At 66.9% G+C, this 13,957-nt stretch carries 12 protein-coding genes and 1 riboswitch; of the genes, 1 reads left to right on the forward strand and 11 read right to left on the reverse strand.

Annotated features, from left to right (window positions below):
- Positions 1-16: 16 nt before the first annotated feature.
- From tolQ to ACSQ9A_RS11745, 11 genes are all read right to left on the reverse strand, one after another.
- On the reverse strand, positions 17-730 hold the full coding sequence (gene tolQ, locus ACSQ9A_RS11695) for a protein TolQ (protein WP_093109121.1): 714 nt from the start codon (positions 728-730) through the stop codon (positions 17-19).
- Entirely contained in the window at positions 727-1,191 is a 465-nt protein-coding gene (ybgC, locus tag ACSQ9A_RS11700; protein ID WP_093109122.1) for a tol-pal system-associated acyl-CoA thioesterase, read from the reverse strand. The genes tolQ and ybgC overlap by 4 nt, the downstream gene beginning before the upstream one ends.
- Positions 1,188-2,387 carry a pyridoxal phosphate-dependent aminotransferase gene (locus tag ACSQ9A_RS11705; RefSeq protein ID WP_436303771.1) on the reverse strand — a complete coding sequence of 400 codons (1,200 nt, stop codon included), beginning with the start codon at positions 2,385-2,387 and terminating at the stop codon, positions 1,188-1,190. Before ACSQ9A_RS11705 ends, ybgC begins: the two co-directional genes overlap by 4 nt.
- A complete protein-coding gene (gene nusB / locus ACSQ9A_RS11710; RefSeq protein WP_436303772.1) occupies positions 2,384-2,917 on the reverse strand; it encodes a transcription antitermination factor NusB in 534 nt (177 codons plus the stop codon). The genes ACSQ9A_RS11705 and nusB overlap by 4 nt, the downstream gene beginning before the upstream one ends.
- A complete protein-coding gene (gene ribH, locus ACSQ9A_RS11715; protein ID WP_436303773.1) occupies positions 2,914-3,378 on the reverse strand; it encodes a 6,7-dimethyl-8-ribityllumazine synthase in 465 nt (154 codons plus the stop codon). The genes nusB and ribH overlap by 4 nt, the downstream gene beginning before the upstream one ends.
- Positions 3,379-3,409: 31 nt before the next feature.
- Positions 3,410-4,570: a bifunctional 3,4-dihydroxy-2-butanone-4-phosphate synthase/GTP cyclohydrolase II gene (gene ribBA / locus ACSQ9A_RS11720; protein WP_436303774.1), complete on the reverse strand. Its 1,161-nt coding sequence runs from the start codon at positions 4,568-4,570 to the stop codon at positions 3,410-3,412.
- Positions 4,567-5,220 (reverse strand): riboflavin synthase, encoded by a 654-nt coding sequence (locus ACSQ9A_RS11725; protein WP_436303775.1) that lies wholly within the window; start codon positions 5,218-5,220, stop codon positions 4,567-4,569. The genes ribBA and ACSQ9A_RS11725 overlap by 4 nt, the downstream gene beginning before the upstream one ends.
- 42 nt (positions 5,221-5,262) lie before the next feature.
- The gene (gene ribD / locus ACSQ9A_RS11730) at positions 5,263-6,381 is read right to left on the reverse strand and encodes a bifunctional diaminohydroxyphosphoribosylaminopyrimidine deaminase/5-amino-6-(5-phosphoribosylamino)uracil reductase RibD (RefSeq protein WP_436303776.1); all 1,119 of its coding nucleotides are present in this window, start codon (positions 6,379-6,381) and stop codon (positions 5,263-5,265) included.
- A 430-nt stretch (positions 6,382-6,811) separates the two neighbouring features.
- Complete coding sequence (gene nrdR, locus ACSQ9A_RS11735) at positions 6,812-7,255, reverse strand: transcriptional regulator NrdR (RefSeq protein ID WP_093109128.1); 444 nt, start codon at positions 7,253-7,255, stop codon at positions 6,812-6,814.
- 15 nt (positions 7,256-7,270) lie between these two features.
- Positions 7,271-8,515 carry a serine hydroxymethyltransferase gene (gene glyA / locus ACSQ9A_RS11740; protein ID WP_436292486.1) on the reverse strand — a complete coding sequence of 415 codons (1,245 nt, stop codon included), beginning with the start codon at positions 8,513-8,515 and terminating at the stop codon, positions 7,271-7,273.
- Positions 8,516-8,556: 41 nt separating this feature from the next.
- Positions 8,557-8,683, reverse strand: a riboswitch (ZMP/ZTP riboswitch).
- Positions 8,684-8,722: 39 nt separating this feature from the next.
- Positions 8,723-9,556 (reverse strand): transglycosylase SLT domain-containing protein, encoded by an 834-nt coding sequence (locus ACSQ9A_RS11745; RefSeq protein WP_436292487.1) that lies wholly within the window; start codon positions 9,554-9,556, stop codon positions 8,723-8,725.
- Between the two features lie 593 nt (positions 9,557-10,149).
- Here ACSQ9A_RS11745 and ACSQ9A_RS11750 point away from each other — a divergent pair.
- A complete protein-coding gene (locus tag ACSQ9A_RS11750) occupies positions 10,150-13,956 on the forward strand; it encodes a DUF748 domain-containing protein (RefSeq protein WP_436303777.1) in 3,807 nt (1,268 codons plus the stop codon).
- Position 13,957: the final 1 nt, after the last annotated feature.

The raw sequence follows: 13,957 nt of genomic DNA on the forward strand, positions 1-13,957 counted from the left end.
GGCGTGGTGCTCCGCTTCAGCGGCCGGTCGCCGGCGTCACCGATGCCGGGTTGACGTGGGCCGTCAGGTTGCGCTGCAGGATGTTCGAGAACTCTTCGATGAAGGTCTCGAGCGCGATCGCGATCTTGTCGATCTCGCGGGCGAAGCGGTTGTAGGCCACCACGGCCGGAATGGCGGCGAAGAGGCCGATGGCGGTGGCGACCAGCGCTTCTGCGATGCCGGGAGCGACGGTGGAGAGCGTCACCTGCGCCAGCGCTGCGAGGCCGGTGAAGGCATGCATGATCCCCCACACCGTGCCGAACAGGCCGACATAGGGCGAGACCGAACCGACGGTGGCGAGGAAGGACAGGTTCTGCTCCACCGCATCGAGCTCGCGCTGGAAGCTCGCGCGCATCGCGCGGCGTGCGCCGTCGAGCAGCGTGCCGGCGTCGGAGACATGGCGCTCGCGCAGCTTCTGGTACTCGCGCATGCCGGAAGCGAAGATACGTTCCATCGGGCCGGCGAACTTGGCGTTCTGCGCAGCCGAGGAGAACAGTTCGTTCAAGCTAGTGCCGGACCAGAACTCGCGTTCGAAGTCGTCGTTGAGCGCGCGCGTGCGCTTGAGAGAGAAGAACTTGCGGAAGATGGCCGCCCAGCTGGCGACGGATACCACGAGCAGCAAGGCCACGACAAACTGCACCGGAAGGCTGGCATGGAGCAGGAGGGAAAGGATCGACAGGTCTTGATTCATGGCTTCTGAGGTTGAGACATGGAGCCGGCATGGCGCCCGAGGGTTCCCGAAACTTGGGGTGGGATGCGCGCGGGCCGCAGCGTGGCCGCGTCGACCCAGCCGATGCGGATCGTGCCTTCGCAAAGGACCGCAGTATCGGGCGCCGGGCCGGTGGCCGGACCGTGCTCTGAATTTGATAGCACGCGCTGGCCGATTATCAGGGACGCGGAGCCCATCTGACGCAGCTCGGCTGTAACCAGCAGTTCGTCGTCGAGCCGCGCCGGGCGGTGGTACTTGAGCTGCGTCTCGCTGACTACGAAGATGCCGCCGGTCTCTTCGCGCAGCCGGCCTTGCGCGATGCCGAGCGAGCGCAGCCACTCGGTGCGGGCACGCTCCATGTACTTGAGGTAGTTAGCATAGAAGACGATGCCGCCGGCATCGGTGTCTTCCCAGTAGACGCGGATCGGAAATGCGAAGCTCATGCAGCGACGGTGGCGCCGGCCCAGGCGCGCAGGCGCTCCACCGATTCCTCGAGATGCGCCATCGAGCTGGCCGTCGAGAAGCGCACGAAGCGGGCGGTTTCGGCCGAGCCGAAGTCGCGGCCCGGCGTGATCGCGAGATGGGCTTTCTTCATCGCTTCGAAGGCGAAGTCCCAGCTGTTCGAGATGCCGAGCTTCTCGCCGAAGGCAGAACAGTCGGCCCAGGCATAGAAGGCGCCGTCGGGCACCACCGGCACCTTGAGGCCCAGCGCGTCGAGCTGCGGAATGAACCAGTCGCGCCGGGCCCTGAACTCGGCGCGGCGGCGCTCGTACTCGGCGATGCTCTCGGGCTCGAAGCAGGCGAGCGCCGCATACTGCGAGACGGTGCTCGCGCAGATGAAAAGGTTCTGCGCCAGCCGCTCGACCACCGGCACCAGCGCATCGGGCACCACCAGCCAGCCGAGGCGCCAGCCGGTCATGTTGAAGTACTTGCTGAAGCTGTTGATGCTGATGACCTGGTCGTCGATCGCGAGCGCGGTGTGGCCGAAGGCGTCGTCGTAGGACAGGCCAAGGTAGATCTCGTCGATCAGCGTGATGCCGCCGCGCTTCGACACCACCTCGTGGATGCGGCGCAGCTCGTCGGGCGCGATCGAGGTGCCGGTCGGGTTGGAGGGCGATGCGAGCAGCACGCCGCGCGTGCGTTCGGTCCAGGCGTCTTCGACCTTGGCGGCGCTGAGCTGGAAGCGCTCGGCGGCCGTGGTCGGCACCAGCACGGCACGGCCGTCGGCCGCGCTCACGAAGTGGCGGTTGCAGGGATAGCTGGGGTCGGGCAGCAGCATCTCGTCGCCGGCCTCAATCAGCGCCAGGCAGGCCAGCTGCAGCGCGGCCGATGCACCGGCCGTGACGACGATGCGGCGCGCCGGCACGTCGGCGCCGAAGCGTTCGCGGTACCAGCCGCTGATGCGCTCGCGCAGGTGGTCGAGGCCGATCGCATGCGTGTACCGCGTCGCGCCCGCGCGCACGGCGCGTGCGGCGGCTTCTTGCACCAGCGGCGGCGCGGTGAAGTCGGGCTCGCCGATGTTGAGGAAGATCATCGGCCGATCGGTGTGCGCGACTTCGCGCGCCAGCGCGGAGGCCGCCTTGGCGACTTCCATCACGTAGAAGGGCTCGATGCGCTCGGCGCGCTTCGAAATTCTCATGGCCGTGCCTTGCCCGTCGCTCGATCGGCTTCGACCTCGGCCGGGCGCAGTTGCGGCGCGAGGCCGTTGAGCACCGCGTTCACGTACTTGTGGCCGTCGGTGCCGCCGAACTCCTTGGCGAGCTCGATGCATTCGTTCAGCACCACACGCCAGGGCACGTCGAGGCAGTGCTGGAATTCGTAGACGCCGATCCACATCACGGCGTGCTCGACCGGCGAGATCTCTTCGAGCTTGCGGTCGAGCAGCGGCACGATCAGCGCATCGAGCTCGCCCGCGGCCGCGATCGAGCCGTGCAGCAGCGCGTCGTAGTGCGCCGCGTCGGCCTTGTGGAAGCCGGCCAGGTCGCGCGTGAACTGGTCGATGGACGCGGCGTCGTTGCGTCCCACCAGGTGCTGGTAGAGCGCCTGCAGCGCGAACTCGCGCGCGCGGCTGCGGGTCGACTTGGCGGAGGCCTTGCGTGCGCCCGTGCTGGTCAGCCCCGTGCGGGATTGGCGCGGCTTGTCGCTGGCGGTCTTGTTGTCTTCGGTCATGAAAGGGTGGCGAGCAGCTGCGCCATCTCGACGGCCACGCGCGCCGCATCGCGGCCCTTGTCGGTCTGCCGCGCGATGGCCTGTTCGAGGTTTTCGGTGGTGAGGATCGCGTTGGCGACCGGAATGCGGTAGTCGAGCGCGATGCGGCTCACGCTCGCGCCCGATTCGTTGGCCACCAGCTCGAAGTGGTAGGTCTCGCCGCGGATGATGCAGCCCAGCGCGATCAGCGCCTGGTAGCGGTTGCGCTCGGCCAGGGCCTGCAGCGCGACCGGCACCTCGAGCGCGCCCGGCACGCTGACATGGTCGATGTCGGCGTCGGCGACGCCGAGCACTCGGAGCTCGCCCAGGCAGGCCTCGGCCAGGGCGTTGGTGATGTCTTCGTTGAAGCGCGCCTGCACGATGCCGATGCGCAGGCCCTTGCCGTCGAGCGTGACATCGCTGCCCTTGTTCGCGTGCTGCATTAGGCTTCCCGCCTCGCGTGTGTGTTCTTCTTCATTGCTCTTCTTTCGTGATGTAGCCCGCGATCTCCAGGCCGTAACCTGCTGCCATGCTGGGCATGCGGCGCGGCGTGCCCAACAGGTTCATCCTGTGCACGCCGCACTCGCGCAGGATCTGCGCGCCGATGCCGTAGCTGCGCAGGTCCATGCGCCCACGTTCCGGCGCCTGCGCGGGCCGTGCAGTGCCGTCGAACTGCGACAGCAGCTCGGCGCCGGTCTCGCCGCAGTTGAGCAGCACGGCCACGCCCTTGCCTTCGGCCGCGATGTGGGCCAGGCTGGCATCGAGGCTCCACGAGTGCAGCGAACGGTTGACTTCCAGCGCGTCGAGCACCGAGAGCGGCTCGTGCACGCGCACGTCCACCGTGTCGCCCGGATTCCAGTTGCCGCGCACCAGCGCCAGGTGCACGCCGTGGCTGGGCTTGTCGCGGAAGGCATGGGCGGTGAACCAGCCCCAGGCGGTGTGGATTTCGCGGCAGCCGACCTTTTCGACCAGCGACTCGGTGCGGCTGCGGTGCTCGATCAGTGCGGCGATGGTGCCGATCTTGATGCCGTGCTCGGCGGCGAAGAGCTGCAGGTCGGGCAGCCGCGCCATGGTGCCGTCCTCGTTCATCACCTCGCAGATCACGGACGCGGGTGAGCAACCGGCCATGGCGGCGAGGTCGCAGCCGGCCTCGGTGTGGCCTGCGCGCATCAGCACGCCGCCGTCGACAGCCTGCAGCGGAAAGATATGGCCGGGCTGCACCAGGTCGGCCGCGACGGCATTCGGTGCGACGGCGGCCTGCACGGTGCGCGCGCGGTCGGCGGCGGAAATGCCGGTGGTCACGCCCTCGGCCGCCTCGATTGACACGGTGAAGGCGGTCGAGTGCTTGGCGCCGTTGCGCGCCACCATCGGCGGCAGCTGCAGCCGCTCGCACATCTCGCGGGAGAGCGTGAGGCAGATCAGGCCGCGCGCATGGCGTGCCATGAAGTTGATGGCCTCGGGCGTCACGTGGTCGGCCGCGAGCACGATGTCGCCCTCGTTCTCGCGGTCTTCCTCGTCGACCAGGATCACCATGCGGCCCGCGGCGAGCTCGGCCACGATCTCTTCGACCGACGAAATCGGCGCGGGCGCCCGGCCGCTGCGCGGGGCGGTGATCGGCGTGACGGAGGCGTTCATGGGGTCTTGTCTTTCTGTGGGACGGGCAGGGCGCCGGCCTGGAGCATGCGCTCCACGTAGCGGGCGACGGTGTCGATCTCGAGGTTGACGCGGCTGCCTTGCTTCAGGCTGCCGAGCGCGGTGTTTTCGACCGTGTGCGGAATCAGGTTGATGCTGATCTCGCTGCCGTCAGCGCCGTCGCTCACGCTGTTGACCGTGAGGCTCACGCCGTTGACGGTGATCGAGCCCTTGTAGGCCAGGAAGCGGGCGAGCGCGGGCGGCGCCAGCACACGCAGCTCCCAGCTTTCGCCCACCGGCGCGAAGTGGCTGACCGTGCCGATGCCATCCACGTGGCCCGACACGATGTGGCCGCCGAGCCGGTCGCTGGCGCGCAGTGCCTTCTCGAGGTTGACGCGGCCCGCTTCTTCGGCGAGGCCGGCCGTCTTGTCCAGCGATTCGGCCGAGATGTCGATGGTGAAGAGCTGCTTCGCCGGGTCGAGGGAGGTGACGGTCATGCAGGCGCCGTTGAGCGCGATGCTGTCACCGAGACCCACGTCGGCCAGATAGCCGTCGGGCACCGCGATGCTGAGCCGCTTGCCGTGGGATGAAGAGCTGCCGAGGTCGCGGACGGCGGCGATGCGCCCCACGCCGGTAATGATTCCGGTGAACATCGCGGCATTTTCGCAGAGATGCGAAGGCCGCTCGGCCAAACCCTAAAAGCGGTCTCGACCAGCGACCCGGGCGACGATTCGCAGGTCCGGGCCGACCGGCTCGAAGGACTTGAATTCGAGCGCCAATGCATCGCCAAGCACGGTCAGGGGGCCCGATGCATGCGGCTGGCTGGCCATGCCGAGCCCGTCTCCGATGAACTTTGGCGCCAAGTAAACCAGCAGTTCGTCGACCAGCCCTTCGCGGATCAGCGAGCCGTTGAGCTTGTGGCCAGCCTCGACATGGAGTTCATTGACCTCGCGCACGGCGAGATCGCGCAGCATGGCCGCGAGGTCGACCTTGCCCTGGGGGTTGGCGAGGTAGCTGACCGTCGCGCCCTTGGCCTCCAGCGCGGCCTGCCTGGCGTCGTTCCGGTTGGCGGCATAGATCCAGACGGGCCGGGCCGCGCCGAAGATCTTTGCCTCCGGCGGCGTCTGCAAATGGCTGTCGACCACCACGAGATGGGGCTGCCGCGGCGTTGGGACCAGCCGCACATCGAGGCGCGGATCGTCTTCGAGTACGGTGCCGACACCCGTCAGTACCGCACTTGCGCGCGCGCGCCAGGCGTGGCCGTCTGTGCGCGCTGCTTCCGAAGTGATCCATTGGCTGGTGCCGTTGGCCAGCGCCGTCTTGCCGTCGAGCGAAGCGGCGACCTTGAGCCGCACCCAGGGCGTCTTGCGGACCATGCGGCTGAAAAAGCCGAGGTTGAGTTCACGCGATTCATCAGCGCCCGCGCCGACCTCCAATTCGACGCCGGCGGCGCGCAGGCGCTCGAAACCCTGGCCGGCGACCAGCGGATTGGGATCGGCGATGGACGCCACGACTTTCTTGATGCCGGCCGCGATCAATGCGTCGCAGCAGGGGCCGGTGCGGCCATGGTGCGAGCAGGGCTCGAGCGTCACATAGGCCGTGGCGCCTTTGATCGGGCAATTGCGGGCGGCGGCGTCGCGCAAGGCCATGATTTCCGCATGAGGGCCGCCCACCGTTTGCGTGGAGCCTTGACCGATCACCGCGCCTTCTTCGTCGAGCAAAACGCAACCGACACGGGGATTCGGCTCCGCCTCGACGCTCGCCTGACGGGCGAGATCGAGCGCCTGCGCCATGGCCTGGATATCTCTATTCATGGGGGCGTCAATTCGCAATTCTTCAAATTCAGATTTGATTCAGATTTAGCGAGATTTCCGCTGATCCTTCAATTCAGTCCGTTTGTCGAAAGATTTGTTCATGCATCGCTTCCGGAATTTAGACTTCGCGCCGAATTGATTGAGCCAGGGGAGGAAGTTCGCGCCGGCCTGTCGGCGCGGATTGAATGTATGAAGCGACCATTTTGCTCGGGCCGGGACGGGTCTCGCCGGCGACCTGCAGGGATTTGCGGTTTTACTCGAACTGTTGGTCGTGGTTGCGCTCTTGGCGACCCTGGCGTCGTTGGCTGTGCCGAGCTTCAACTCATTCCTCGCACGGCGTGCCGTAGACGCCACGGCAGATGGCCTCCGACGCCTGCGGTGCTCTGACGATCACGAATACCGGCGTCAGAGGTGCCGCTTCCGGTGCGTCTCAGATATCCCGCAGCAACTGCCGGAACTCGTCCACATCCTCAAAGCTTCTGTAAACCGAAGCAAAGCGCACGTACGCCACCTTGTCCATGCGCTTGAGCTCCCGCATCACCAGTTCGCCCACCTTGGTCGATTCGATTTCCCGCAAGCCGCTGGACAGGAGCTTCTGCTCGATGCGCAGCAGCGCATGGTCGATCTGCTCGATGCTCACCGGCCGCTTGCGCAGCGCCAGCATCATCGAGGCGCGGACCTTCTTGGGATCGAAGTCGGCGCGGCTGCCGTCCTTCTTGACCACGACCGGGAAATTGACGTCCGGCCGTTCGTAGGTGGTGAAGCGCTTGTCGCAGGCGCCGCACTGCCGGCGGCGCCGCACGAAGTCGCCGTCTTCCGAAACGCGGGTCTCGACGACCTGCGTTTCGAGGTGACCGCAAAAGGGGCACTTCATGCGGTCACTTTCGGTTCAACCGTAGACGGGAAAGCGGCTGGTCAGTGCATGCACCTTCGCACGCACCGCTTCGATGGTGGCGGCATCGCGCGGGTTGTCCAGCACGTCGGCGATCAGGTTCGCGGTGGCGCGCGCCTCCTCGTCCTTGAAACCGCGCGTGGTCAGCGCCGGGGTGCCGATGCGCACGCCGCTCGTGACCATCGGCTTTTCCGGATCGTTCGGGATCGCGTTCTTGTTGATCGTCATGTGGGCGCTGCCCAGCACGGCCTCGGCTTCCTTGCCGGTGATGCCCTTGGCGCGCAGGTCGACCAGCATCACATGGCTCTCGGTGCGGCCGCTCACGATGCGCAGGCCGCGCCCGGTGAGCGTTTCGGCAACGATCTGCGCGTTCTTGACCACCTGCTGCTGGTAGGCCTTGAACTCGGGCGAGAGCGCCTCCTTGAAGGCCACCGCCTTGGCCGCGATCACGTGCATCAGCGGTCCGCCCTGCAGGCCCGGGAAGATGGCGCTGTTGATCGCCTTCTCGTGCTGCGACTTCATCAGGATGATGCCGCCGCGCGGTCCGCGCAGGCTCTTGTGGGTGGTGGAGGTCACCACGTCCGCGTGCGGCACGGGGTTCGGGTAGACGCCGGCGGCGACCAGACCCGCGTAGTGGGCGATGTCGACCATGAAGATGGCGCCGACGTCCTTGGCCACCTTGGCGAAGCGCTCGAAATCGATGCGCAGCGAGTAGGCCGAGGCGCCCGCGATGATCAACTTGGGCATCGATTCGTGCGCCTTGCGCTCCATCGCGTCGTAGTCGATCTCTTCCTTGTCGTTCAGGCCGTAGCTCACGACGTTGAACCACTTGCCACTCATGTTGAGCGGCATGCCGTGGGTCAGGTGGCCGCCTTCGGCCAGGCTCATGCCCATGATGGTGTCGCCAGGCTTCAGGAAGGCCAGCATGACGGCCTCGTTGGCTGAGGCGCCGCAATGCGCCTGCACGTTGGCCGCGTCGGCGCCGAAGAGCTGCTTGACGCGGTCGATCGCCAGCTGCTCGGCCACGTCGACATGTTCGCAGCCGCCGTAATAGCGCTTGCCGGGATAGCCTTCGGCGTACTTGTTGGTGAGCTGCGTGCCTTGCGCGGCCATCACGGCAGGCGACGCGTAGTTCTCGCTCGCGATCAGCTCGATGTGCTGTTCCTGCCGGGCATGCTCGGCCTGGATGGCGGCCCAGATTTCGGGATCGGTCTGTTCGACCAGGATATTGCGGTTGTACATGGCAGTCCTTTAAGACGATGGTCCTTGTTCTTCAACCAAACAAGGGCTGCCCAGGCGAACGGCTGAACGCCTGCTCAAGACCGCGGGCGGCACGCTTCCCAGTGGTGTTCCACGTCAGCGCAATGCACCTGAAAAGGGTTGCGCCTATCGCCAGTCGCGTGCCGGTCGAGTGTAGCTGACGGCGATGGCCGCCGTCTTCGAAAGGGCCTACAGATCGGACAGCAACGCCACGCTCTGCGTGTTCGCTTCCGGCTTGGCGGGTGCCACCACGGGCAGCGGCTGCGCCCGCATGCCGGGCGGTGTCGGCGTGGTGGTGGGCGGCGTGCGTCCGCCGACCACCTGCTGCAGGCGCGCATGTTCGGCCAGCACCTTGCCGGCATAGCCGCCGTCGTCGGGCAGATTGGCGGCGCCGACATAGAACTTGAGGCCGCCCTCGAGCGAACCTGCGCGCGCGATGCATTCCTGCAGCACCTTGACGCCCACGCGCATGTTGGTCACCGGATCGAAGGCGGTCAGGGTGCCGCCCGCGCGTTCGTACTTCTCGCCGTGCACGCGGGTCATCACCTGCATCAGGCCCTGGGCGCCGACCTGGCTCTGGGCAAAGGGGTTGAAGCTGGATTCGACCGCCATGATGGCCAGGATCAGGGTCGGGTCGAGCTTGGTGCGCTTGCCGAGTTCGAAGGCTTCGGCCACCAGCACGCTCAACGGCTCGACGGCCACGCGGTACTTCTTGCTCAGCCAGTAGGCGACGGCGGCCTGCTGCTTGGGCAGCTCGTGCGGGCTCGCCGCCGTGGTGCGGTCGATGGCCGTCGGCTCGAGATCGGTTGCCTCCGGCGGCGGCTTGCGCGACTGGAGCCAGCCCATGAGCTGTTCTTCGCCGGACTGGCGCAGGTCCGGGCGCGCGGCCAGCGCCAGCGCAGCGAACACGATGGCCAAGCCGACCAGGGCAAAGCCGTTGTGGGTGATCTCGAAAAAACCGTCGGCCACATCGGACACGACGGTCCGCAGCCCGCGGGCCGTGGCTTCAAACGCCTGTTTCATCGCTCTTCCTTTCTGTGCGGCACCTGAGTCGCAGCGCCAGAAGGGCGATGGTCGAAGGCAGCGGCGCTTGGATTGGTACGAATCAGGTTCCGCGCAAGGAGGGGGAGTGGAGCGCGGCCACCTGACTAAGCCGAAAGAATTCAGCAGCGGATATTGGTGGAGTCCCGGCTGCCAAGTGGCGGCGGGGGCTACGCGGATTCTAGGAGGGGCTAAATACACGGTCAAGAATAAGGATTTGAGTTTTTATGCTAACAAGGCTTGAAAAGGGGGGCGAATCGCCGGCCGCCGATCCATTGAAAAGCTCATTTGCAATCCTTGGAGCGCGCGCCTACCCTGAGGAGGCCTGAGCTTTCAGGCGTTAAACCAAGGTCCAGCAACCGGAAGAGCAATCGAACGGTTCAGCGGCCGAGGCCCAACGGTGGCAATCTCTTGCTGCCAGCACGGTCGGAACAAATTCACTTCCGGTCGAGCGAAAAGATGGCATGGGCGTTGCGCCCGCCATCGAGCCCGGAGGCCAGACTTCGCGTCGAGCCACCGGGCTTTCTTCTTTCTGGGAAGGTGCTCGCACTTTTGCGGCACACTCGCCCCCGATGATGAATGCTGCTTCGCTGAAACAGAACAAATGGGTGCGACGGGGAGTGCTGGCGTTGCTGGTACTGCTCGGTCTCTGGCTGCTTGCCTGGTTGGCGGTGCCGCCGATCGCCAAGAGCCAGATCCAGAAGGTCGCGAGCGAAAAGCTGGGTCGCCAGGTTACGGTCGGCAAGATCGACTTCAAGCCCTGGACGCTCGAGCTGACGCTGAAGGACCTGCGCATCGCCACGGCCGACGGCAGCCAGCCCCAGGTGGCGGTGGCGCGCATCTATGCCGATGCGGAGCTGCAATCGATCCTGCGTCTGGCGCCGGTGATCGATGCCATTGCCATCGACGCGCCGGCCATCCTGCTGACGCACCTGGCGGACGGCAAGTACGACATCGACGACATCCTGGCCAAGCTCGCCAGCGCGCCCGACGCGCCCAAGAGCGAGCCGCCGCGCTTCGCGATCTACAACATCGCCATCACCGGCGGCGCGGTCGATTTCGACGACCAGACCGTCAAGCGCAGGCACGAGCTGCGCGACCTCGTGCTCAAGGTACCCTTTCTCAGCAATCTGCCTTCGCAGCGCGAAATCAAGACCGAGCCCAAGCTGGCCTTCGTCCTGAACGGCAGCGGATTCGATTCGGCCGCTTTCGCCACGCCCTTCGCGGAAAGCCGCAAGACCGACGCGCAGGTGCACTTCAAGGATCTGGACCTGGTGCCTTACCTGGGCTACATCCCCGGCGGCCTGCCGGTCGCCCTGCGCGCCGGCAAGCTCGACGCGGACCTCAAGATCGACTTCGAACGCACCGCCACCGCGGGCCTCAAGCTCTCCGGCACGGTCGCGGCGCACAGCATCAAGCTGGCGGATTCGAAGGGGCGCGATCTGCTCGGCTTCGATTCGCTCAAGGTTGCGCTGGCCGACGTCCGGCCGCTGGAGCGCGTGGTGCATCTGGGCGAGGTGGCGCTGGCCGCGCCGCAGCTGGTCGTGGCGCGCGATGCAGCCGGGCAGCTCAACCTGCTGGCCACCGACCGGGCCACCGGCGCAACCGAAAAAGTGACACCCGCCGCGGCACCCAACACGAACGGCGAACCTGTACCGAAGCCGGCCGAGCAGCCGGCCTGGCGGGTTCGGGTCGACAAGCTGGCGCTTTCCGGCGGCGAGATCGGCTGGCGCGACCAGACCACCCAGCCGGCCGCGGCCATCGACGTGAAGCAGCTCAACATCGAAGCCAGCGCCCTGACCTGGCCGATGGACAAGCCGGCGCCTTTCAGCGGTTCCACCTCGGTCGGCGGGGCCCCCCTCAAGTTCAGCGGCGAGGCGACCGACAAGGTGGCCAAGGTCCAGACCGAGGTTGAGGGCTTGCCGTTGTCGCTGGCGGCCCCGTACCTCGCGCAGAGCCTGGAGCCCACGCTCGACGGCAAGCTCAGCGGCCAGATCGACGTGGCCTGGGCCCAGCCCGATCTGAAGCTCAAGGCGCGCCGCGTCGCGGCCGACGGGCTCGCGCTGACGCAGGCCAAGACCGCGCTGGCGAGCGTCGGGCGCTTCGAGCTCGTGGATGCCGAAGTCGACATGACGAAGCACACGCTCGCGATCGCTTCGTTCACGGCCACCAGTCCCAAGGTCGTCGTCGAGCGCGACAACGAAAAGCGCTGGATGTTCGAACGCTGGCTGAAAACCCCGGCGGGCGGCAGCCAGAGCAACGGCGCGGCTGCCAAGGTCGCGGCTCCCAAGCCCGCCGGGGCGGCCGCTGCGCCGGGCGCCAACACCAAGCCGTGGGAGCTTTCCATCGGCACGGTGGCGGTCGACAATGGCGCGCTCTCTTATTCGGACAAGGCCGGCGCCACACCGGTGGCCTTCGAGATCAGCGCGCTGAAACTCAACGCGCAGAAGATCGCTCCCAACAGCGCCACCGCTTCGCCCTTGCAGCTTTCGGGGCGCATCGGTGCCGGCCGCGCGGAAGCCGGGCGCTTCGATTACAAGGGTTCGGTCGTGCTCAAGCCGGTGGCGGCCGAGGGTCGGCTGGAGGTGGCCGCCATTCCGGCCCATGCCTTCAAGGCCTACTACGCCGATGCACTGAACATCGACATCCGGCGCGCGTTCGCCAACTACCGCGGCACGGTCAAGTTCGCGACGGCACCCGCGGGCATGAGTCTCAAGCTGGCCGGCGATACGGCGCTGGACGACTTCCGCGCCAACAGCGCAGCGCTGACCCAGTCGCCGGGCTTGGCGACCCGCAGCAACCAGATCCTGAGCTGGAAGACACTGAGCCTGCGTGGCCTGCAAGTCAACATGGCGCCCAGCGCGCCGCTGGCCGTGGACGTGCGCGAAACCACCCTGACCGACTTCTTCGCCCGCGTGATCGTCGATCCGGCCGGTCGCCTCAACCTGCAGGACCTCACCAAGAAGCCCGGCCAGACGACCGCCGCCGTAGCGCCGGCAGGCGAACCCACCACGCGCCGCAGCCTCGGCGGCACGACCACCACGACCACCGCCAAGCCCGCCGCACGCTCGGGAGGCGCCCCCGTCTCGGCGGAAGCCATGGTCGGCGGCGCAACCGAGACCGCCGCACCGGCCCCGGCGGCTGTGGCCAAAGCGCCTGCGCCCGACAGCGGCGGCCCGGCGCCGGTCATCAATTTCGGTCCGATGAGCATGGTCAACGGACGCATCGATTTCACCGATCTGTTCGTCAAGCCCAATTATTCCGCCGACCTCAGCGAGCTGACCGGCAAGCTCAGCGCCTTCTCGTCGAAGCCGCAAGGCGACAAGCCAGCGCTGGCCGATCTCGAATTGCGCGGCAAGGCGCAGCAAACCGCCCAGCTCGAGATCACCGGCAAGCTCAATCCGCTGGCCAAGCCGCTCGAACTCGACATCACGGCCAAGATGCGCGAGCTCGATCTGCCGCCGCTGTCGCCGTACTCGGTGCGCTACGCCGGGCACGGCATCGAGCGCGGCAAGCTCAGCATGAACGTCACCTACAAGATCACGCCCGACGGCCAGCTCACCGCCACCAACAAGCTGGTGCTCAACCAGCTGCAGTTCGGCGACGAAGTGCAGGGCGCGCCGAACAGCCTGCCGGTGCGCCTGGCCGTCGCCCTGCTGGCCGACCGCAATGGCGTGATCGACATCGACTTTCCCGTCAGCGGCTCACTCAACGATCCGCAGTTCAGCCTCGGCCCGCTGATCTTCAAAGCGATCGTGAACCTGATCGTCAAGGCCGCCACCTCGCCGTTCAGCCTGCTCACGGGCGGACTGGGCGGCGGCAGCGGCGAGTCGAGCGCGATCACTTTCGCGCCCGGCAGTTCGGATCTTTCGCCGGCCGCCAAGGAAAGCCTCGACAAGGTGGTGAAGGCGCTCACGGACCGACCCGGGCTGCAGATGACCGTGGTCGGCACCGCCAGCCTCGAGCAGGAGCGCGAGTCCTACCAGCGCCAGCGCCTGCGCGCACTCGCCCAGACCGAGAAACGCCGCGCCGCGGCGCGCAGCGGCAGCCAGAATGCAGCCGAAGTCACGCCCCTCACCGATGCCGAATACCCGGAGTTGCTGGCCGCGGTGTACAAGCGCTCCGAGATCACCAAGCCGCGCAACATGATCGGGCTGGCGAAGGATCTTCCGACCAAGGAGATGGAAGACCTGCTCATGGCCAGCATCCCGGTCGACGAGGATTCGATGCGGCAACTCGCCGTGGAGCGCGGCGCCGTGGTGCGCGACTACCTGCTGGCCCAGAAGCTTCCCAGCGAGCGGCTGTTCCTCGGTGCCGTGCGTACGAAGGCTGCCGGCAACGATTGGAAACCAGGTGCCGAACTGAATCTGGCGACCCGCTGAA

It is taken from the genome of Variovorax sp. LjRoot290, assembly GCF_964253985.1.
Taxonomy (GTDB): Bacteria; Pseudomonadota; Gammaproteobacteria; order Burkholderiales; family Burkholderiaceae_C; genus Variovorax.